At 65.2% G+C, this 17882-nt stretch carries 14 protein-coding genes and 1 tRNA gene; 9 read left to right on the top strand and 6 right to left on the bottom strand.

The annotated features are described in order from the left end of the window. Nucleotides 1-68 precede the first annotated feature (68 nt). From CHB69_RS00405 to CHB69_RS00390, 5 genes are all read left to right on the top strand, one after another. Entirely contained in the window at nucleotides 69-899 is an 831-nt protein-coding gene (locus CHB69_RS00405) for a sulfite exporter TauE/SafE family protein (RefSeq protein ID WP_425442380.1), read from the top strand. Between the two features lie 46 nt (nucleotides 900-945). Beyond that, nucleotides 946-2133 carry a pyridoxal phosphate-dependent aminotransferase gene (locus CHB69_RS00400; protein ID WP_089214021.1) on the top strand — a complete coding sequence of 396 codons (1188 nt, stop codon included), beginning with the start codon at nucleotides 946-948 and terminating at the stop codon, nucleotides 2131-2133. A 67-nt stretch (nucleotides 2134-2200) separates the two neighbouring features. Continuing rightward, nucleotides 2201-2356: a hypothetical protein gene (locus tag CHB69_RS19960; RefSeq protein WP_170935378.1), complete on the top strand. Its 156-nt coding sequence runs from the start codon at nucleotides 2201-2203 to the stop codon at nucleotides 2354-2356. Further along, nucleotides 2353-4743 carry a TonB-dependent receptor gene (locus CHB69_RS00395; protein ID WP_089214020.1) on the top strand — a complete coding sequence of 797 codons (2391 nt, stop codon included), beginning with the start codon at nucleotides 2353-2355 and terminating at the stop codon, nucleotides 4741-4743. The genes CHB69_RS19960 and CHB69_RS00395 overlap by 4 nt, the downstream gene beginning before the upstream one ends. Before the next feature lie 2 nt (nucleotides 4744-4745). Beyond that, on the top strand, nucleotides 4746-5987 hold the full coding sequence (locus CHB69_RS00390) for a dipeptidase (RefSeq protein ID WP_089214019.1): 1242 nt from the start codon (nucleotides 4746-4748) through the stop codon (nucleotides 5985-5987). A gap of 415 nt (nucleotides 5988-6402) precedes the next feature. Here CHB69_RS00390 and tig read toward each other — a convergent pair whose 3' ends face one another. Together tig and CHB69_RS00380 are read right to left on the bottom strand one after the other, a co-directional pair. Continuing rightward, nucleotides 6403-8016, bottom strand: a complete 1614-nt coding sequence (tig, locus tag CHB69_RS00385; protein WP_089214018.1) for a trigger factor — start codon at nucleotides 8014-8016, stop codon at nucleotides 6403-6405. A gap of 60 nt (nucleotides 8017-8076) precedes the next feature. Next, a tRNA-Leu gene (locus tag CHB69_RS00380) sits at nucleotides 8077-8161 on the bottom strand. 170 nt (nucleotides 8162-8331) lie between these two features. On the opposite strand from CHB69_RS00380, the gene CHB69_RS00375 reads away from it, so the two are divergent. The 3 genes from CHB69_RS00375 (at nucleotide 8332) to CHB69_RS00365 (ending at nucleotide 11139) form a co-directional block, all read left to right on the top strand. Continuing rightward, nucleotides 8332-8523, top strand: a complete 192-nt coding sequence (locus CHB69_RS00375) for a hypothetical protein (RefSeq protein ID WP_089214017.1) — start codon at nucleotides 8332-8334, stop codon at nucleotides 8521-8523. Nucleotides 8524-8582: 59 nt separating this feature from the next. Further along, nucleotides 8583-10277, top strand: a complete 1695-nt coding sequence (locus tag CHB69_RS00370; protein ID WP_089214016.1) for an amidohydrolase — start codon at nucleotides 8583-8585, stop codon at nucleotides 10275-10277. A gap of 100 nt (nucleotides 10278-10377) precedes the next feature. Next, entirely contained in the window at nucleotides 10378-11139 is a 762-nt protein-coding gene (locus CHB69_RS00365; RefSeq protein WP_141133877.1) for a hypothetical protein, read from the top strand. A gap of 18 nt (nucleotides 11140-11157) precedes the next feature. On the opposite strand, the gene gatB is transcribed toward CHB69_RS00365, so the two are convergent. The 4 genes from gatB to CHB69_RS00345 all read right to left on the bottom strand — a co-directional run bounded on the left by gatB (nucleotide 11158) and on the right by CHB69_RS00345 (nucleotide 16482). Next, nucleotides 11158-12624, bottom strand: coding sequence for an Asp-tRNA(Asn)/Glu-tRNA(Gln) amidotransferase subunit GatB (gatB, locus tag CHB69_RS00360; protein ID WP_089214014.1), 1467 nt, complete (start codon nucleotides 12622-12624; stop codon nucleotides 11158-11160). 107 nt (nucleotides 12625-12731) lie between these two features. Next, on the bottom strand, nucleotides 12732-14228 hold the full coding sequence (gatA, locus tag CHB69_RS00355; protein WP_089214013.1) for an Asp-tRNA(Asn)/Glu-tRNA(Gln) amidotransferase subunit GatA: 1497 nt from the start codon (nucleotides 14226-14228) through the stop codon (nucleotides 12732-12734). 103 nt (nucleotides 14229-14331) lie between these two features. Continuing rightward, entirely contained in the window at nucleotides 14332-14634 is a 303-nt protein-coding gene (gene gatC / locus CHB69_RS00350) for an Asp-tRNA(Asn)/Glu-tRNA(Gln) amidotransferase subunit GatC (protein WP_089214012.1), read from the bottom strand. Between the two features lie 66 nt (nucleotides 14635-14700). Next, nucleotides 14701-16482, bottom strand: coding sequence for a DUF4153 domain-containing protein (locus tag CHB69_RS00345; protein ID WP_245836421.1), 1782 nt, complete (start codon nucleotides 16480-16482; stop codon nucleotides 14701-14703). Between the two features lie 75 nt (nucleotides 16483-16557). Here CHB69_RS00345 and CHB69_RS00340 point away from each other — a divergent pair, with 75 nt between their 5' ends. Further along, nucleotides 16558-17841: a DUF3089 domain-containing protein gene (locus tag CHB69_RS00340; RefSeq protein WP_089214702.1), complete on the top strand. Its 1284-nt coding sequence runs from the start codon at nucleotides 16558-16560 to the stop codon at nucleotides 17839-17841. Nucleotides 17842-17882: the final 41 nt, after the last annotated feature.

The raw sequence follows: 17882 nt of genomic DNA, 5'->3' as shown, positions 1-17882 counted from the left end.
TGGCACCACCCGCTTCTTCCGGGTGGCGCCGCCATTTTCGACAAGAATTACGAACTGGAGCGATGCTTGTGCTAGTTTCTTCGACGGATTGGCTGGTTCCTGCGCTGGGTTTGCTGGGAGCGGGTCTCGCAGCCGGGTTCGCGGGCGGCGTGTTCGGGATCGGCGGCGGTTTCGTGGTCGTGCCCGCGCTCCTGCTGATGCTGCCGCTGCTCGGCGGCGACAGCGCCCAATACGCCCACGTCGCGATCGGCACGTCGGCCGCCACAATCATCATCACCTCGCTGCGCTCGGTAACAAGCCACAACAAGCGCGGTTCGGTCGATTTCCAGATTCTCAAAACCTGGGCGCCGTGGATCGTGCTCGGCGATGGCCTGGGTGTGATCCTCGCCAGCCACGTCGATGGCCATGTTCTCACCATGGTCTTCGCGACGGGCGTCCTGCTGATGTCGCTCAATTTCCTTCTGCCCCGACTGGGCGACAAGATATTGGCCGATGAAATGCCCACCGGAGTGCTGCGCATCGGCATTGCCGGCGGGCTCGGAACCTTTTCCTCGCTGCTCGGCATCGGCGGCGGCACGATCGCCATCATGGTGATGACGCTGTGCGGACGATCCATTCATCGCGCCGTCGGCACCGCCGCGGGTATCGGCACGCTCATCGCAATCCCCAGCGCCATCGGCTTCGCCATCATTGGCCTGAAAGAGCATGGCCTGCCCTGGGGCTCGCTCGGTTTCGTCAACCTGCCCGCTACGGCGGCGATCACCTCGATGTCGATCCTGACGGCGCCGCTCGGCGTGGCCGCCGCCCACGCGCTCGAGCCGCGGATGCTCAAGCGTGTCTTCGGCATCTACCTGATCATCATCGCCATCGTCATGTTCCACAACGCAATGAAGCCCTGATCCGCCGCAAGATCGGCAACCGATCCAAGTTTCAAGGAGAGCATCAATGACTGAATATGGTTCCCAGCTTCTCGAAAGCCGCGACGCGGACAGCTTCCGGGATGACCTGCTTTCGCGCGGCTATTCGCGCCGTCATCTCGGTCGCATCGCGGCGTTGCTCGGCGGCGGCGTGGCGCTGGCGCAAACCGCGCGGCCTGCGTTTGCCCAGCAATCCGCAAAGGCCGTGGTCGGCGCGGTCCGGATCGGGTCCAACGAATGCTGGACGGGGCCGTTTCCGGCCGGCGCCAGTGCGGCGATGCAGATCGTCTCGCTCGGCAATCGTTATGAGCCCAACAACGAGCACGAAAAGCTGTTTGCCGCCGTAGCCGCGGTCGAAGGCGTGCCGGTGGAGCGGGTGACCGCCTGGCCGGGGTCGAGCGACCCGCTCAATCGCTCGACGGTCGTCTTTGCTTCGCCCGAACGCGGCATCGTAACCGCCGACCCGACTTACGAAATGATCTGGCGTACCGGCGACTGGATTGGCGCCAAGGTCACCAAGGTCCCGCTGACGCCGGACTATCGCCATGACGTCAAGGCCATGCTGGCGGCGGACCCCAACGCCGGGCTCTATTATATCTGCTCGCCGAACAACCCCACCGGCACGCTGACCCCGATCGAGGATATCGTCTGGCTGGCCGAGAACAAGCCCAGGGACGCGGTCCTGCTGGTGGACGAAGCTTACATCCACTTCGCCGATGCGCCGAATGCCGCGAAGCTCGCGGCGACCCGCGACGACGTGATCGTCATGCGCACATTCTCAAAACTGTTCGGCATGGCCGGGATGCGTCTGGGGCTGACCATCGCGTCGAAGGATCTGCACGACAGGATGATGCGCTACGATGGTCAGCAAGTGTCCAACATGCTGCCGATGACCGCAGTCGCCTGCGGCACGGCATCGCTCCCGCTGGCCGATCAGATCAAGGCCCGCCGCGCCGAAATGGCAGGCGTTCGCGCAAAGACCATTGCTCACGTCGAGAGCCGCGGGCTGAAGGTTCTTCCCGGCAGCCAGGCGAACATGTTCATGGTCGAATGGAAGGACAAGACGCCCAAGGAAATGATGGCTGCCTTCCTCGACCACGGTGTGCAGATCGGCCGCTCGTGGACCGCCTATCCTCAGATGTCGCGCGTCACCGTCGGCTCGGCAGAGGATATGGAAAAGTTCCGCCTCGCGCTCGACAAGATACTGATGGCCTGAGCACGATCCGAATGACCGAGGCTTCGCTTGCTGCATTTCGAACGCGGAGCGTCAGCCTTCTCATCGGATGTTCGATGCTCGCAATAGCCTGAACCAACCGGCGGCACAGGCAGCTGATCGCAACCGACAAGGCGCCGGAGAGCGCCTGTCGCGAAACAAGCGGGAGAAGATCAAGGCTGGCGCGACGATGCCGCGCCGCAAAACCAAAGGGGATCTTCGATGACCAGGAACAGGGATCATTTCTTGCGACCGGGCAATTGCCTGTTCGCCGTGGCCGTGGCGGTCGGTCTGCCGCAGGCGACCTATGCCGCCGAAGAGGCGGAGGAGAATCCAGCCGCCGACGGAACCGAAATCGTCGTGTCCGGCCGCCGCGTGTCGGAGGCATCGGAAACGATCGGCGTCGACCGGGTGACGAACACGGTGGCGGTCACGCGCGACGCCCTGTTGTCCGCGCCGTCGGGCATTTCGGGTCTCAAGATGCTCGAAACGCTCCCCGGCTTCAACGTCCAGACCGACGGCGCCCTCGGCCTCTATGAATTCGGCAACAGCGTACAGGCGCGCGCCTTCAATCTCGACCAGATCGGCTTCACGATCGACGGTATCCCGCTCGGCCGTAGCGACGCTTTCGGCGGCAGCCCGGTATTCCGCTATGTCGACAATGAAAATCTCGCCCGCGTCGAAGCCTCTGTCGGCGCCGGCGACGTCAGCGTCCCAAGCTATGCCTCGCTGGGCCCGGTCGTCGAATATATAACGATCGCGCCGCAGGAGGAACTTGGCCTGTTCGTCGCGCAAAGCTTTGGCGAGGACGACATGAAGCGGACGTTCATCCGCCTGTCGACGGGCCGGGTCGGGCCCTTCAAGGCCTATGTCAGCCGGACCAAGCTCGACAGCGACCTCTGGCGCGGCTTCGGCACCGTCGACCGCGAACATTGGGAAGCGCAGCTGACCGCCGATCTGGGCGGCGACAGCTGGGCGCGCTTCAAATTCGTGTCCAACGACTTTTTCGATTATGACTCGCCGTTTCTGAGCCGCGCGACCTATTTGTCGGCCACGCCCGATCTTGGCGGCAAGACCGGGCGCGATCGCGGCTATATCGACGTGCCGCCGCCGACAGAACCGAATTTCACGCCCACGGTGGCGGGCATCCCCTATTCCAACCCCAATTACACTTATACCTATGCCCTCGCGATCAATGTGCGCAACGACAAGCTCTACGGTGGCACCTTTCATGCCGGGATTGCCGACGGGGTCTGGGCCGAGGCGACGGCTTATTGGGAAGACAAGGACGGCTATGGCGTCTCGCCCGAAAGCTATTCGAGCGTTCTCGCTCGCTACGCTCCGCAACTGGCCGCGGGCCTGCCGGTTACGGCGCCGCGCGGCACCGCCTATGGTCTCTCGGGGGTCGGCGGCGATCGCTATGGGGTGACCACCAAGCTGCACTGGGAAATCGGCGCCAATATGCTCGAAGCCGGCGTCTGGATGGAAACCGACAAATATCACCGGACACAGCGGCGCCTCAACACGGTCGACGGTTCGCCCGCAAGCGCTCCGGTGCCTGACGAAGTCATCTACTTCCGCCGCGATTATCGCTCGAAGCGTGACACGACCCAGATCTTCGTCAAGGATACATTGTCGCTGATGGACGATGCGCTGGCGCTGACGGCCGGTTTCAAGGGGCTGTCGGTCGACTATATGCTGAACGGCTATCGCGACTACAACGACTATTATCGCGTCGTCGGCGGGGTCGGCGTGCCCGGCTATGGTCCGCAGGTCGGGACGGCGAAATATACCGACTGGTTCCTGCCGCAGGCGGGTCTTGTCTACAAGTTCGACCGCCGCACCCAGCTCTTCGCCTCCTATTCGCAGAATATGGCGTTTCCGAAGGGGATGGACGATATTTATTCGACGACGCTGAGCAGTTCGTCCGCCTTCGTTCCGGCACCCGATGCCGAAAGGGCCGAAAATTTCGAGCTTGGCGTCCGCACCAACCAACCGCAATTTTACGCCGCTCTCGCCGGCTATTATACCAGGTTCAAGAACCGCATTCAGGCCTTCAGCACGCCGCTGCCCGGAGCGATCAGCGGCACCGAAACCTATTTCCAGAATGTCGGAACGGTCGAGGCCTATGGCCTGGAGTTTACCGGCTCCTACAAGCCGGAATTCCTCAACGGATTGGCCTATTTCAACCTCAATGCCACTTACAATATCGCCAAGTTCCAGGACGATGTGGTGACGCCGGCACGCACCTATCTGCTCGACGGCAAATATCTTCCCGACAGCGCGAAATGGATCGTCAACGGTGGGATCACGATCGAACCGGCAAGCTGGCTCGTCGCCAATCTCTCGGGCAAATATACCAGCAAGCGCTGGTCGACCTTCGAAAATACGCCGGGTTCCAGTGTGCCGGGTTTCGCCGTTTTCAGCGCCTATGTCGATGTCGGCGACGGCCTCTCCGTCGGCCCGCTGAAGAGCGTGAAGGCGCGGGTCAATGTCGACAATCTGTTCGACAAGGATGTCTTGTCCTTCATCGGCGCATCGCTGACCGGCGACGGCTTCTTCCGTCCGTTGTCGCCTCGCACCTTTCAGCTGACCCTTTCGGCGGAATATTGAGGATGCCGCTGCGACCGACGCATCCGCTTGCCGCCGCCGCATTGCTGGCGGTGTCGGCGACGGCATCGGCCGGGGCAAAGGAGGGCATCGTGCCTCCCACCGTCATGGCCATTCACGACCGGCTGCTCACGCTCGACACGCATCTCGACACGCCGGCATCGCTCGCGAACGAAGGCTGGTCGATCGAGGAGGAGCATGACGTCGATGCCGATTTCACCCAGGTCGACCTGCCGCGCATGAAAAAAGGCGGTCTCGACGGCGGTTTCTGGGCGATTTATACGCCGCAGGGGCCGCTCGACAGCGCGAGTCTCGAAAAGGCGACCAATTTTGCAATCATGCGCGGCGTCGTGATCCGCGAGATGATCGCCGCCGACCCCGCCAATTTCGTGCTCGCGACGCGGGCGGGGGATGCCGCAAGGATTGCCGCCGAGGGCAAGCGCATCGTCTATATGTCGATGGAGAACGCCTATCCGCTCGGCGACGACGTCAGCCTGGTCCAGACCTTTCATGACATGGGCGTTCGCCTCATCGGCTTTGCCCATTTCGCCAACAACCAGTTTGCCGACAGCGCGACCGATCCGGCCGGCGGACATTGGGGCGGGCTCAGCCCGCTGGGTATCCAGCTCCTTGCCGAAATGAACCGGCTCGGCATCGTGCCCGACGCATCGCACAGTTCGGACAAGACGTTTGACGATCTCCTGCGCCTGTCGAAAGCGCCGATCATCCTGTCGCATTCCGGCTGCAAGGCGATCTACGATCATCCGCGCAATATCGACGACGACCGGCTGCGCGCGCTCGCGGCCAAGGGCGGGGTGATCCAGATCAACTCGTTCGGCAGCTACTTGCGCGCGGCCGCGCCAAACCCGGAACGGCAAAAGGCGATGCGCGCGCTATTCGCCTCGATGCGAGAGGAGGGGATGACCAAGGCGCAGCGCGACACGCTGATCGCGCAGCGACGCGAAATCGACCGGCTCTATCCCGACACCGGCCGGCCCAGTTTCGATGATTTCATGAAGCATCTGTTGCACGCGCTGGAGGTGGTGGGCCCCGATCACGTCGGCATCGGCCTCGATTGGGACGGCGGTGGCGGCGTCGCGGGCATGGAGGACGTCGCGCGGATCCCGCGGATCACCAAAGCGCTGCTCGACGCCGGATACAAGGAGGAGGATATCGCCAAAATCTGGTCGGGCAACATCCTCCGCGTCCTCGCCGCGAACGAAGCAATGGTCATGCCGGCGAGATAAGCGGATAAATAAGTGGCGTCCTGACCTTAAGGATCTGCGGTGCAATTTCTTGATACCGAAGCTGGAGTGCTCGCCGCTCCGCAGACCGACAGTTCATCCGCATTGTGGATCGCTCCAATGATATCGCCGTCGTCGGCTCGCTATATCGACGCCTCCAGCGTTTATAATAAAGGTGTGCCCGCGAAAGCGGGAATCCAGTGTGGAGTCAGCCGGCGCACGCTCTGGATTCCCGCTTTCGCGGGAATGACAAGGTTATGAAATGCCGATCGTCGCCTACCGGTCGATAACGGACAACACCCCACCGTCGTCATCGCGGGCCAACCATATGGAGCCGCCGCCCGCCCGCCACCACGAACAGCAAAAGGCCGGGCGGAGCATCCTCCACCCGGCCTTTCGATTTCCAGCCTCGCGACCCTTATTTCTTCGCGGGCGCAGCCTTTTTGGCCGGGGCCTTCTTCGCAGCCGGCTTTGCGTCGGCGTCGGCCTTTGCTTTCGCGGGCGCCTTCTTGGCAGCGGCGGCGGGCTTGTCCTCCGCTTTCGCAGCCGCGGCCTTCTTGGCCGGAGCCTTCTTCGGCTCGGCGGGTTCGGCCGCATCGTCCTTGGGCCCGGCCGCCTTCTTGGCTGCGGGCTTCTTGGCCGCCGGCTTCTTGGCCGGCTTTTCGTCGTGATCATGGCCGCAGCCCGGACCGTGGACATGCTCCTCGTCGGCTTCGATCGCCGCTTCGAGTTCTTCGCGGGTCACTTCGCGGTCGCTGATCTCGGCCTTGTCGAACAGGAAGTCGACGACCTTGTCCTCATAAAGCGGTGCGCGCAGCTGTGCGGCGGCGAGCGCGTCCTGCTGGACATATTCGACGAAGCGCTGGCGATCTTCGGGGCGATATTGCTGCGCCGCCTGCATGATCAGCCGCTGCATTTCCTGGTTCGACACCTGGACGCCGTGCGCCTGGCCGATTTCGGAGAGCAGAAGCCCCAAGCGGACGCGGCGCACCGCGATGCTGCGATATTCGTCGCGATCCTTTTCAAGCTCGGCCTTCGCCGCCTCGGGATCTTCCTCGTGGCTGGCCTCGTGCTCGAGCTGCTGCCAGATCTGGTTGAATTCGGCCTCGACCATCGTCGGGGGGACCTCGAAGTCGTGCGACGCGGCGAGCTGGTCGAGCAGCTTGCGCTTCATATAGGTGCGCGTCAGCCCGTTATGCTCCTGCTCGACCTGATCCTTCATCAGTTCCTTGAGCTTGTCGAGGCTTTCGAGGCCGAGCGACTTGGCGAACTCGTCGTCGATCTTGCTGTCGGCGGGCACCTTGACCGTCTTCACCGTCACGGCGAATTCGGCATCCTTGCCCTTCAGATTTTCGACCGGATATTCCTCGGGGAAGGTCACCTTGACGGTCTTTTCGTCGCCGGCCTTCACGCCGACGAGCTGATCCTCGAAGCCGGGGATGAGCTGGCCCGAGCCGATTTCGACCGCCATATCCTCGCCGGTGCCGCCGTCGAAGGGGGTGCCGTCGACGCTGCCGGCGAAGTCGATGATCACCTGGTCGCCGGTCGCGGCCTTCTTCGTCTTCGGCGCATCCTCGAAGCGCTTCATCTGCGCGGCGAATTCCTCGATCTTGGCCATCACCGCCTTGTCGTCGGCGGGGACGGTCAGGCGCTCGAGCGTCAGGCCGTCGATCGAGGGCGCCTCGATCTCGGGCAGCACTTCCAATGCGACGGTGATCTCGGCATCCTTGCCGCGCTCATAGCCGTCGCCGAGCGACACCGCGGGTTGCAGCGCCGGGCGCAGCTTTTCCTGGTTCATCAGGTCGCGAACGCCCTGGTCGATCGCCTTGTTCAGCGCGTCGGCCGACAGTGCCTCGCCGTGCATCTTGCGGATCAAATTCGGCGGCACCTTGCCGGGGCGGAAGCCGGGCATGCGCACGGTCGGCGCGATGCTCTTGACCTCGTCGTCGACGCGCGCGTCGATATCCTTGGCGGTGATGGTCAGGCGATATTCGCGCTTCAGGCCTTCGTTCAGCGTTTCGACGGTCTTCATTGCCTTGGTCTAATCCTTACTCAAAATCTCGTAACGTCCCGGCCTGCGCTGCTGCGGGGCTGGTGCGGGCGAAGGGACTCGAACCCCCACATCTTGCGATACTGGTACCTAAAACCAGCGCGTCTACCAATTCCGCCACGCCCGCTCAGAGCTTTCGGCCGGGCTGCACGAAGTCATGCGCTGTACCGCACACGCCCGTGCGGGCCGGGCGGCGCTATAGCAGACGGGACGCCGAGGGCAAGGGCGAACGCCGCGAAACGCACCGGCCGGAACGAGGTGCGCGTCCGAGCGTTTTGAGGCGCGAGGAGACAGACGATGGCCGACCCCTATCCCAAGCCGCAGCCCGACAAGATCGAACCCCAGTCGCCGCCCGAAACCCCCGCGCGTCCCGCCCCGCCCGAAGGACCGCCCGGACAGCCCGCCGAGGTCCCCGGCCACCCCGGCGGCGGCGACGTGGACGAGCCCGGACGCGGCCCCGACGAACTGCCGCAGCAGTCGCAAATTTAGTATTCTAACCACTTGACCGGCGACCTCTCCCGCCGCCAGAGTTGCGGCAGGGAGAGAGAATGATGCTGAAATGGTCGGGGGCGCTCGCTCTGCTGGGCGCCGCATGGGCGCTGCCCGTGGCGGGACAGGATACGACGCTCTATCGCGGCGGGCCAATCGTCACGATGGACGGCGACACGCCGCAGACGGTCGAAGCCGTCGTGACGCGCGGCGGCCGCATCGCCTATGTCGGCAGCGAGACGGGCGCCGAGGCCGCCGCCGGCAAGGACGCCGCGATCCACGAGCTTCACGGCGCGACGATGCTCCCCGGCTTTATCGACGCCCATTCGCATTTCGCCGTCGCGATGCAGATGGCGGGCGGGCTCGACCTGTGGGACAAGTCGCTGGCTCCTGTCACCGACATCGCCGGCCTGCAACGCGTCATCGGCGATTTCATCGCGCGCGAGGCGATCCCGCCCGGCGGCTGGGTGATCGTCTGGCAATATGACAATGAAAATCTCGCCGAAAAGCGCCACATTACCCGCGCCGAACTCGACGCGGTGGCGGCCGACCGCAAGATCGTCGTGCTCCACCAGTCGCTCCACGCGCTCGTCGCGAACAGCGCCGCACTCGCCGCCGCGAAGCTCAGCGACGCGAGCGAACCGCCGCCCGGCGGCATGATGCTGCGCGACGATGCGGGGCATCTGACCGGCGTTCTACTCGAAAGATCGACCTTCCTGATGCTCACCGCGATGCCGCAGCTGACCGCCGAGCAAAAGCTCGCGCGGCTGAACGCGGCGCAGCAGCGCTATTTCGCCGAGGGCTATACCCACGCGCAGGACGGCGCCACCCAGCCCGCCGACCTCGCCTTCTTCACGAGCCCCGAAGCGCGCGCGCATCTGAAGATCGACCTTGCGCTCCTGCCCTTTTACACCGGCCTCGACGCGCTGCTCGCCGACCCCGCCATCCGCTTCGGAACCTACGACGGGCATGTGAAGCTCGCCGGGGTGAAGTTCATCCTCGATGGCTCGCCGCAGGCACGCACCGCCTTTTTCACGCGCGATTATGCGCGCGGCGGCCCCGACGGCCACCATCCATGGCACGGCAAGCCGATCATCGGCCAGGACGAATTCGACGCGCTCGCGCGCAAGGTCGACGACAAGGGCTGGCAGATTTTCGTCCACGCCAACGGCGACGCCGCGATCGACATGGCGATCAAGGGGTTCGATGCGATCGGCATCAAGGCCGCCGACGACCGCCGCCCGATCGTCATCCACTCGCAGTTCCAGCGCCCCGACCAGCTCGCCGACTATGCGCGCATCGGCGTCGGCCCCGCCTATTTTTCGAACCACACATGGTTTTGGGGCGACGTCCACCGCAGCAATTTCCCGAAAGAAGTGGTCGATTTCATCAGCCCCTTCCGCTCGGCGCGCGCCGCGGGGCTGATCCCGTCGAACCATAGCGACTTCAGCGTCACGCCGCTCGACACGCGCTTCCTGCTCTGGACCTCGATGGCGCGCGTCTCGCCCACCGGCGTCGTCAGCGGCGAGGGCGAGCGGCTGACCGCCTATGAGGGGCTGCAAGCGCTCACCACCGGCCCCGCGTGGCAGATATTCGAGGAAGACCGCAAGGGCCGGATCAAGGCCGGCCTGCTCGCCGACTTCGTGATCCTCGACAAGAACCCGCTGACGACGCCGACGGGCGGGATCAGGGACATCAAGGTGCTGGAAACGGTGAAGGAAGGGCAGACGGTGTGGAAGGCGAAGAAGCGCTGAATTGCCCGTGGCTCATCTATGCCCGGGCAAGAGCGAATTTGTTTCGGGAAATGAGTGACCTTTGATATTTCGGCAGGGCTTTTGCAAAAGGAGTCCCGCCATGCGCTCGACCACCGCCGTTGCTTTGCTGGCTACCGCGGCCCTCCCAACTGTCGCCACTGCCCAATCCTCCCCCGACGTCGCTGATCTCGAAGGCGCTCGCGCCGCTGGCGGCGAAACGCAGCTTCTCGCGCGCGGATATGAATCGCGCCGTTCGACCGTTGTGGGAGAGCAGCGCTTTACCTTTTGGTACAACGCGCGCACCGGCCGCTGCCTTTCCGTACCGACGGCCGATGGCCGTTATGGAACATTGATGTCGGTGCCGGCCGAGAATTGCGACGCGGCCCCCTCCGGCAGCCCGCCGCAGCACAGCAGCACGCCGCCTGCCGAACCAGGGTATCGCGATCCGAATTCGCTGGTACTGATCTGCTACGGCGGCGGATCGCGTCCGACGGTGCAGAACAACCCAACTTATCAGTGGAACGCCACCACCCACAAATGGGAGTGGAGCAATATCGTTTCAAACGCCAGCGAGGGGTTCAGCAGTGACGTGCAGATCGAACTCTATGGCGATCACGGCCGCATTCAACTTGGCTCCAAGCTCGTACCGCCGATCCATTCGGGTGACGATCACGGCTGGTGGGATCTGAACAATCTGGTCGTCACCCCCGACCGTATCACAGCAAGCTATCGTCTCAACGGCATGAACAAGCCCAAGCTGACGATCGACCGTCGCTCGGGGCGCATTACGATCAATGCCACGACCAGCTTTTCCGGGCAGTGCGATGCCGGCGATTGGGGTGCGGGGCGACGGCGCTTTTAACGCCGCTCGCCCGCCGCCTCAGCCCAGCGCCTTCTTCAGCAGTTCGTTCACGACCTGCGGGTTCGCCTTGCCCTGCATCGCCTTCATCGTCTGGCCGACGAAGAAGCCGAACAGCGCTTCCTTGCCGCCGCGATATTGTTCGAGCTGGCCGGGATTCTTCGCCAGCACCTCGGCGATCACCGCCTCGATCGCGCCGGTGTCGCTCGTCTGCTTGAGGCCTTCGCGCTCGACGATCGCCGCGGCGCCGTCGCCGGTTTCGAGCATGATCTCGAACACCTGCTTCGCGATGCTGCCCGAAATCGTGCCGTCGGCGACGAGGCCGAGCAGTTCACCCGCCTGCGCCGGGGTCACCGGGCAGTCGGCGATGTCCTTGCCGAGCCGGTTCAAGGCACCGAACAGTTCGCTCGTCACCCAATTCGCCGCCGCCTTGGGCTCGGCGCCGGTTTCGAGCAGCGCGTCGAACCAGCGCGCGCTTTCGACCTCGGCGGTTAGCACCCCGGCGTTATAGGCCGAAATCCCCGCCGCTTCGTAACGCGCGCGCTTGGCGTCGGGCAGTTCGGGCAAGGACTCGCGGCACTCGGCGAGAAAGGCATCGTCGAGTTCGAGCGGCAGCAGGTCGGGGTCGGGAAAATAGCGATAGTCGTGCGCGTCTTCCTTCGACCGCATCGTGCGCGTCGTCCCGGTGTCGGGGTTGAACAGCCGCGTTTCCTGGTCGACCGTGCCGCCGCTCTCCAGCAGCTCTACCTGGCGCTTCGCCTCATATTCGATCGTCTGCATGACGAAGCGCACCGAATTGACGTTCTTCGTCTCGGTGCGCGTGCCGAAGGGGTCGCCGGGCTTGCGGACGCTGACGTTGACGTCGGCGCGCATCGAGCCTTCCTCCATATTGCCGTCGCACGAGCCGACATAGCGCAGGATCGACCGCAGCTTGCGGACATAGGCGCCGGCTTCGGCGGGCGAGCGCATGTCGGGCTTCGACACGATTTCCATCAGCGCGACGCCCGAGCGGTTGAGGTCGACATAGGACATCGTCGGATGCTGGTCGTGCATCAGCTTGCCGGCGTCCTGTTCGACATGGATACGCTCGATCCCGATCACCTTGTCGGCAGCGATGCCGGCCTTTTCGTCGGCCTCGATATGCAGCGAGCCTTCGCCGACGAGCGGATGATAGAGCTGCGAAATCTGATAGCCCTGCGGCAGGTCGGCGTAGAAATAATTCTTGCGGTCGAAGCGCGACCATTTGTTGATCTGGGCCTCGATCGCCATGCCGGTGCGCACCGCCTGCCGGATGCATTCGCGGTTCGGCACGGGCAGCATCCCCGGCATCGCGGCGTCGACCAGCGACACCTGCGTGTTCGGCTCGGCCCCGAACGCCGTCGCGGCGCCCGAGAACAGCTTGGCGTTGGAGGTGACCTGCGCATGGACCTCAAGGCCGATCACGACCTCCCACTCGCCGGTTTCGCCCTTGATGCGATAATCAGACATCTCTTACTTCCTTTGTGTCCCTGCGAAGGCAGGGACCCATCACCCGCCGCTTCAACCTTGCACCATCCGGAGATGGGCCCCTGCCTTCGCAGGGGCACGCGGTTGAATTACCACCACTTCTCCGCCCGCGCCGTAAAGCCCGCGCGTTCCTCGATCGCCAGCCCCGCGTTCAGCACGCCCTGCTCGTCGAAGGCCTTGCCGATGATCTGCAAGCCCAGCGGCAGCCCTTCGCGGTTCAGCGCCGCGGGGACCGACATCGCGGGCAGGCCCGCGAGGCTCGCGGGCACCGCGAACACGTCGTTCAGATACATCGCCAGCGGATCGGACGTCTTTTCGCCGAGCCCGAACGCCGCCGACGGCGCGGTCGGGGCGAGGATCACGTCGCACGTCCCGAACGCGGCCGTAAAATCGCGCGAGATCAGCGTCCGCACCTTTTGCGCCTGCGTGTAATAGGCGTCGTAGAAGCCCGCCGACAGCACATAGGTGCCGATCATGATGCGGCGCTTGACCTCCGGCCCGAAGCCGTCGGCGCGCGTCGCGGCGTACATGTCCTGCAAGCCCGCGCCCTGCGGCAGATCGCGAAGGCCGTAGCGCACGCCGTCGTAGCGCGCGAGGTTCGACGATGCCTCCGCCGGCGCGATGATATAATAAGCGGGCAGCGCATATTTGGTGTGCGGCAGGCTGATCTCCACGACCTCGGCCCCCGCATCCTTGAGCATCGCGATCCCGGCGTCCCACATCGCGTCGATGTCGGGGTCGATGCCTTTGAGGCGATATTCCCTGGGAATGCCGACCGTCTTCCCCGCAAGGTCACTCGACAAGGCCGCTTCCCAATTGGGCACGGCCATGTCGAGGCTGGTCGCATCCTTGGGATCGAAGCCCGCCATATTTTCGAGCAGGATCGCGCAGTCCTGCACCGTCCGCGCCATCGGTCCCGCCTGGTCGAGCGAGCTGGCGAAGGCGACGATGCCCCAGCGCGAGCAGCGGCCATAGGTCGGCTTGATCCCCGAAATGCCGGTGAAGGCAGCGGGCTGGCGGATCGAGCCGCCGGTGTCGGTCCCCGTCGCCGCGGGGCACAGCCGCGCCGCGATCGCCGCCGACGAGCCGCCCGAGGAGCCGCCGGGCGCGAGCGCCGCCCTCTCTTTAAGATTTGGGCCGCCGTCGTTGCGCTTCCACGGCGAGATGACGTTGCCGAAATAGCTCGTCTCGTTCGACGAGCCCATTGCGAACTGGTCGAGATTGAGCTTGCCCAGCATCCCCGCGCCCGCGTCCCACAATTTCTGCGAAACGGTCGATTCATAGCGCGGCACGAAGCCTTCGAGCATATGGCTCGCGGCGGTCGTCTGGACGCCGTTGGTGCAGAACAGATCCTTCATCCCGATCGGCACGCCCGACAGCGGCTTCAGCGTCCCCGCCGCGCGGTCGGCGTCGGCCGCCTTCGCCGCCGCGAGCGCATGGTCGGGCGTCTCGACGATGAAGGCGTTGAGCGCCTTGGCGCCCGCAACATTGGCGCTGAACGCTTCGGCAACCTCGACGGCCGAAAAATCGCCCGCGCGGTGGCCGTCGCGGATCTGGGCTACCGTTAGATTCGTAAGGTCGGTCATACTTCAAAAACCTCGTGCCCCTGCGAAGGCAGGGGCCCATCTCCAGACGCGTCGTGATGGATCCCCGCCTTCGCGGGGATGATCGAATGATCCGCTACGCTCCTCATTCGATCACCTTCGGCACGCCAAAGAACCCATGCTGCGGCTCGGGCGCGTTGGCGAGAATATCGTCGCGGCGATTGCCGCCGGTCAGCGGATCGGCGTCGATCACATCGTCGCGCAGCCGCAGCTGGTTCGGGATCACCGCGGTCATCGGCTCGACCCCGCTCACATCGACCTCGCCGAGTTGTTCGACCCAGCCGAGGATGTTGTTGAGTTCGCCTGCGAGTCCGTCGGCTTCCGCATCGCTGATCGCGATGCGCGCCAGCGACGCGATTTTCCGTACCGTTGCCTGATCGATTGTCATTCTTATCCTGCCTTTGCGGGAGACGCCGCGCCGCTAGCACCCCGCCCCGCGTCCATCAAGCGCGCGCTATTCGAAAGGCGCCGATTCGGGCACTCCGTCGACGGTGATCCGGCGGCGCGCGACCGTCTCGACGTCGATCCGGGCCTTGGACAAGTCGACGCCCGGCCGGTCGGCGGACTTGGGAAAGACCCCGTCATCCTGTCGCCAATCCCCCTTGTCGCCGCGGACGAGGATATAGGAATCGACCGCCGCGCCGGGTTCGTCCTGCCCCAGCACCCCGATCCGGCCCTCGCCGAGCCGGACGGCGACGCAGGCCGCGACGCGGCGGCACATATAGCCGCTCTCGATCGCTTTCAGCGCCTCGGGCGGCAAAGCCTGCCCCTGCGGGACGACGCGCAGCCGCTCGGCAAAGGGTTTGAGCAGCACGGGGCCGCGCGGCCCGGTCAGATCCCAGCGATTTTTCGCCTGCAATGCGGCCTTCGCCTTGTCGGCGCGCGCGGCCCCCGGCGAATTCGCGAGCGCCTTCAGCCCCGCACGCCCCGCCGGACCGAAATCGAACGCCATCGCCGCCCAGTCGAATTTTTCTTCCGTCACCGCCCCCGACTTCAGCCGCGCCAGCTGATCGCGTGCCGAAATCGCACCGAAATCGAGGATCGGCAGCGCGAGGAAAGCCGCGAGCAGCATCAGCCCGATCGCGAGCTTCTGTTGCAGCGGGCGCAGCCGGTCGTCGAATGCCTCCCGCCCCTTCGCGACCGCCCACAGCCCCGACACCCCATAAGCGAGCGCCACCGCGACCGCGATCACGCCCCAGATGCGCTCGGGCGTCCAGCCATATTGCCCGATCCTGAGCCCCATCGACACCGCGGCGATGATCGCGAGCGGCAGCACCGCCACCGCAAGCACCGCCGCCGCGCCGTGCAGCGCGCGGCTTCCCGACCGGTCCTCGGCGCCATTGCCGATCACCGCATTGGCGAGCAGCACCGCAAAGGCCGCAACCCCGAGCATCAGGCCCGCGGTCGAAAAACCCGCGTCCCACAGCTTTTGGAGGCCGGTGCCGAGCAGCGACAGGAGGAAGAGGATCAGCGCCACGGCGAGCACCGGCGCGAGCACCGCGAGCACGGTCATCACCAGCCGCTGCAAGGTCGCTACGAGCCTGTCGCGTTCGCGCAGCAGCCCGACCGCGCCCCCGAACGCCGCGCCCGCAAGCATCCATCCGAACCATTCGTCGTTCAAAAGGTCGCGGATCACCTCGATGCCGATCAGGTGGAACATTTCGCCGATCAGCACGGTGAGCAGGAAGGTCACGCCGACGAAGGCGAGCGCCGCCGCGCCGATCACCGCGTCGGTCCACGCATGATCGTGCAGCCGCGCATAGGGCATCCGCCACAGCGTCCAGAAGCGCCAGTCGGGCGCGACGTCACGCCGCGTCTGGAACAGCGGGGTCGCGACGAGCACCGCGAGGATGCCCGACCAGAAGGACCATTCGACCGGCGAATGGCTTGCGTTGTAACCCGCCGAATGCCAGGTGATGAGCCCGATCACCGCCCCCCACAGCAAGGCGAAGCCCGCGGCCCAGTGCCAGCGGCGCAGCTCGACCCCCAGCACGAAGACGATCGTCGCGACGGCAACGAAAGCGGCGAGCGCATTGCGCCCCGGCGCGTCGGGCGCGTCCCAGGCGCGGTCGATCAGATGGTGAAAGATCAGCCCCGCAACGGCGCAGATCGCCGCCATGATCCAGGGGCGCAGCGGCCAGGGCGCGTCGGCGGCGTCGAGCCGTGCCGACACGGGGCGTGCAGGGACGGAACGGGGCGACTCGGGGGCGGGCGGAGTTGCAGGTGCATCGGTCATGCCCCACATCTGGGCTTGTTTCATGCGCGCGCGCAAGCCAGATAGCGCGACGCCGTCCCGCCCATGGAGCGCCCCTTGGCCCGCAAGTTTCTTTACCTCGTCGCCGCAATCATCCTGATCGTCCTCGGTTTCGGTGTCGCCTATCAGCTCAATCCAGGCTGGTTCGGCCGCGTCGCCTTCGTCCCCAGCGCCGAGTTCGAACCGCAGGAAGCGATCGCGCCCAACGCCTATGACGAAGCGGGCATGTGGCTCGCGCGGCCGGGGATGGAGGATAATCCGTCGGACTGGCGCCCCGTCGTCGCCGACGCGCCCGCGCCGCCGCCCGACAGCGCCGCGGCGCAATCACGCGACCAGCTCATCCCGCCCGCAAACGCCGCCGAACGCCTGCTTGCAACATCGGCCGTAAAAAAGGGCGACGCGGCTGTCTTTTTCGTCCACCCGACGAGCTATTACAGCAAATCGAGCTGGAACGCGCCGCTCGACGACGCCGACGCCAATTACCGCGCGGGCCTGTTCATGCGCGGCATGGCGAGCGCCTTCGCCGATGCGGGCGAGGTCTGGGCGCCGCGCTATCGCCAGGCGACGCTCGGCGCCTTCCTCGCCGAAGACCGCGTCACCGCAGGCAAGGCGATCGACGCCGCCTATCGCGACGTCGAACAGGCATTCGACGCCTTCCTCGCCGCCCAGCCGAAGAACAAGCCGATCATCCTCGCGGGCCACAGCCAGGGCGCGCTGCACATCGAGACGCTGATCAAGAACCGCATCGCCGGCACCCCGCTCGCGAAACGCATCGTCGCGGCCTATATCGTCGGCTGGCCGATCAGCCGCGAGACCGACCTCGAAGCGCTCGGCCTGCCCGCCTGCGAAACCGCCGAACAGGCGAACTGCATCCTCGGCTGGGCGAGCTTCGCCGAACCCGCCGACACCTCGATGGTGACGCAGGCCTATGACGGCACGATCGGCTATGACGGCCGCCCGCGCCGCGACACGCGGATGCTCTGCACCAACCCGATCACCGGCGTCCCCGATACCCAAGCCCCCGCCGAGGCCAATCTCGGCACGCTGAAGCCGCGCGAAGGCTTCAAGGGCGGCGAGCTGGTCGCGGGCAAGGTCGGCGCGAAATGCGACGATGCGCGCGGCTTCCTGATGATCGGGGAAGCCGATGCGGTGAAGCAATATGCGCCGAACTATGTGCTGCCCGGCAACAATTACCACGTCTTCGACATCACCCTCTTCTGGGCCGACGTCCGCGCCGACGCGCTGCGCCGGCTCGCCACCTTCGAGGGGAAACCCTCGCCGGTTCCGCCGGCGGCGGCGCCGGTGGCGGCGCCCGCGTCGGACACCGCTCCCCAAACCTGACCCGTCATTGCGAGGAGCCGAAGGCGACGCGGCAATCCAGG

Source organism: Sphingopyxis indica, from assembly GCF_900188185.1.
Classification (GTDB): domain Bacteria; phylum Pseudomonadota; class Alphaproteobacteria; order Sphingomonadales; family Sphingomonadaceae; genus Sphingopyxis; species Sphingopyxis indica.
This window is presented reverse-complemented; position numbering and strand designations above follow the sequence as displayed.

What these genes read in the sequence shown, in the direction of transcription:
- gatC (WP_089214012.1), bottom strand. Translation starts at nt 14,634, where the DNA reads ATGACAATCGATCAGGCAACGGTACGGAAAATCGCGTCGCTGGCGCGC.
- gatB (WP_089214014.1), bottom strand. Translation starts at nt 12,624, where the DNA reads ATGTCTGATTATCGCATCAAGGGCGAAACCGGCGAGTGGGAGGTCGTG.
- gatA (WP_089214013.1), bottom strand. Translation starts at nt 14,228, where the DNA reads ATGACCGACCTTACGAATCTAACGGTAGCCCAGATCCGCGACGGCCAC.
- CHB69_RS19960 (WP_170935378.1), top strand. Translation starts at nt 2,201, where the DNA reads ATGTTCGATGCTCGCAATAGCCTGAACCAACCGGCGGCACAGGCAGCT.
- CHB69_RS00365 (WP_141133877.1), top strand. Translation starts at nt 10,378, where the DNA reads ATGCGCTCGACCACCGCCGTTGCTTTGCTGGCTACCGCGGCCCTCCCA.
- CHB69_RS00400 (WP_089214021.1), top strand. Translation starts at nt 946, where the DNA reads ATGACTGAATATGGTTCCCAGCTTCTCGAAAGCCGCGACGCGGACAGC.
- CHB69_RS00390 (WP_089214019.1), top strand. Translation starts at nt 4,746, where the DNA reads ATGCCGCTGCGACCGACGCATCCGCTTGCCGCCGCCGCATTGCTGGCG.
- CHB69_RS00370 (WP_089214016.1), top strand. Translation starts at nt 8,583, where the DNA reads ATGATGCTGAAATGGTCGGGGGCGCTCGCTCTGCTGGGCGCCGCATGG.
- tig (WP_089214018.1), bottom strand. Translation starts at nt 8,016, where the DNA reads ATGAAGACCGTCGAAACGCTGAACGAAGGCCTGAAGCGCGAATATCGC.
- CHB69_RS00345 (WP_245836421.1), bottom strand. Translation starts at nt 16,482, where the DNA reads ATGACCGATGCACCTGCAACTCCGCCCGCCCCCGAGTCGCCCCGTTCC.
- CHB69_RS00375 (WP_089214017.1), top strand. Translation starts at nt 8,332, where the DNA reads ATGGCCGACCCCTATCCCAAGCCGCAGCCCGACAAGATCGAACCCCAG.
- CHB69_RS00395 (WP_089214020.1), top strand. Translation starts at nt 2,353, where the DNA reads ATGACCAGGAACAGGGATCATTTCTTGCGACCGGGCAATTGCCTGTTC.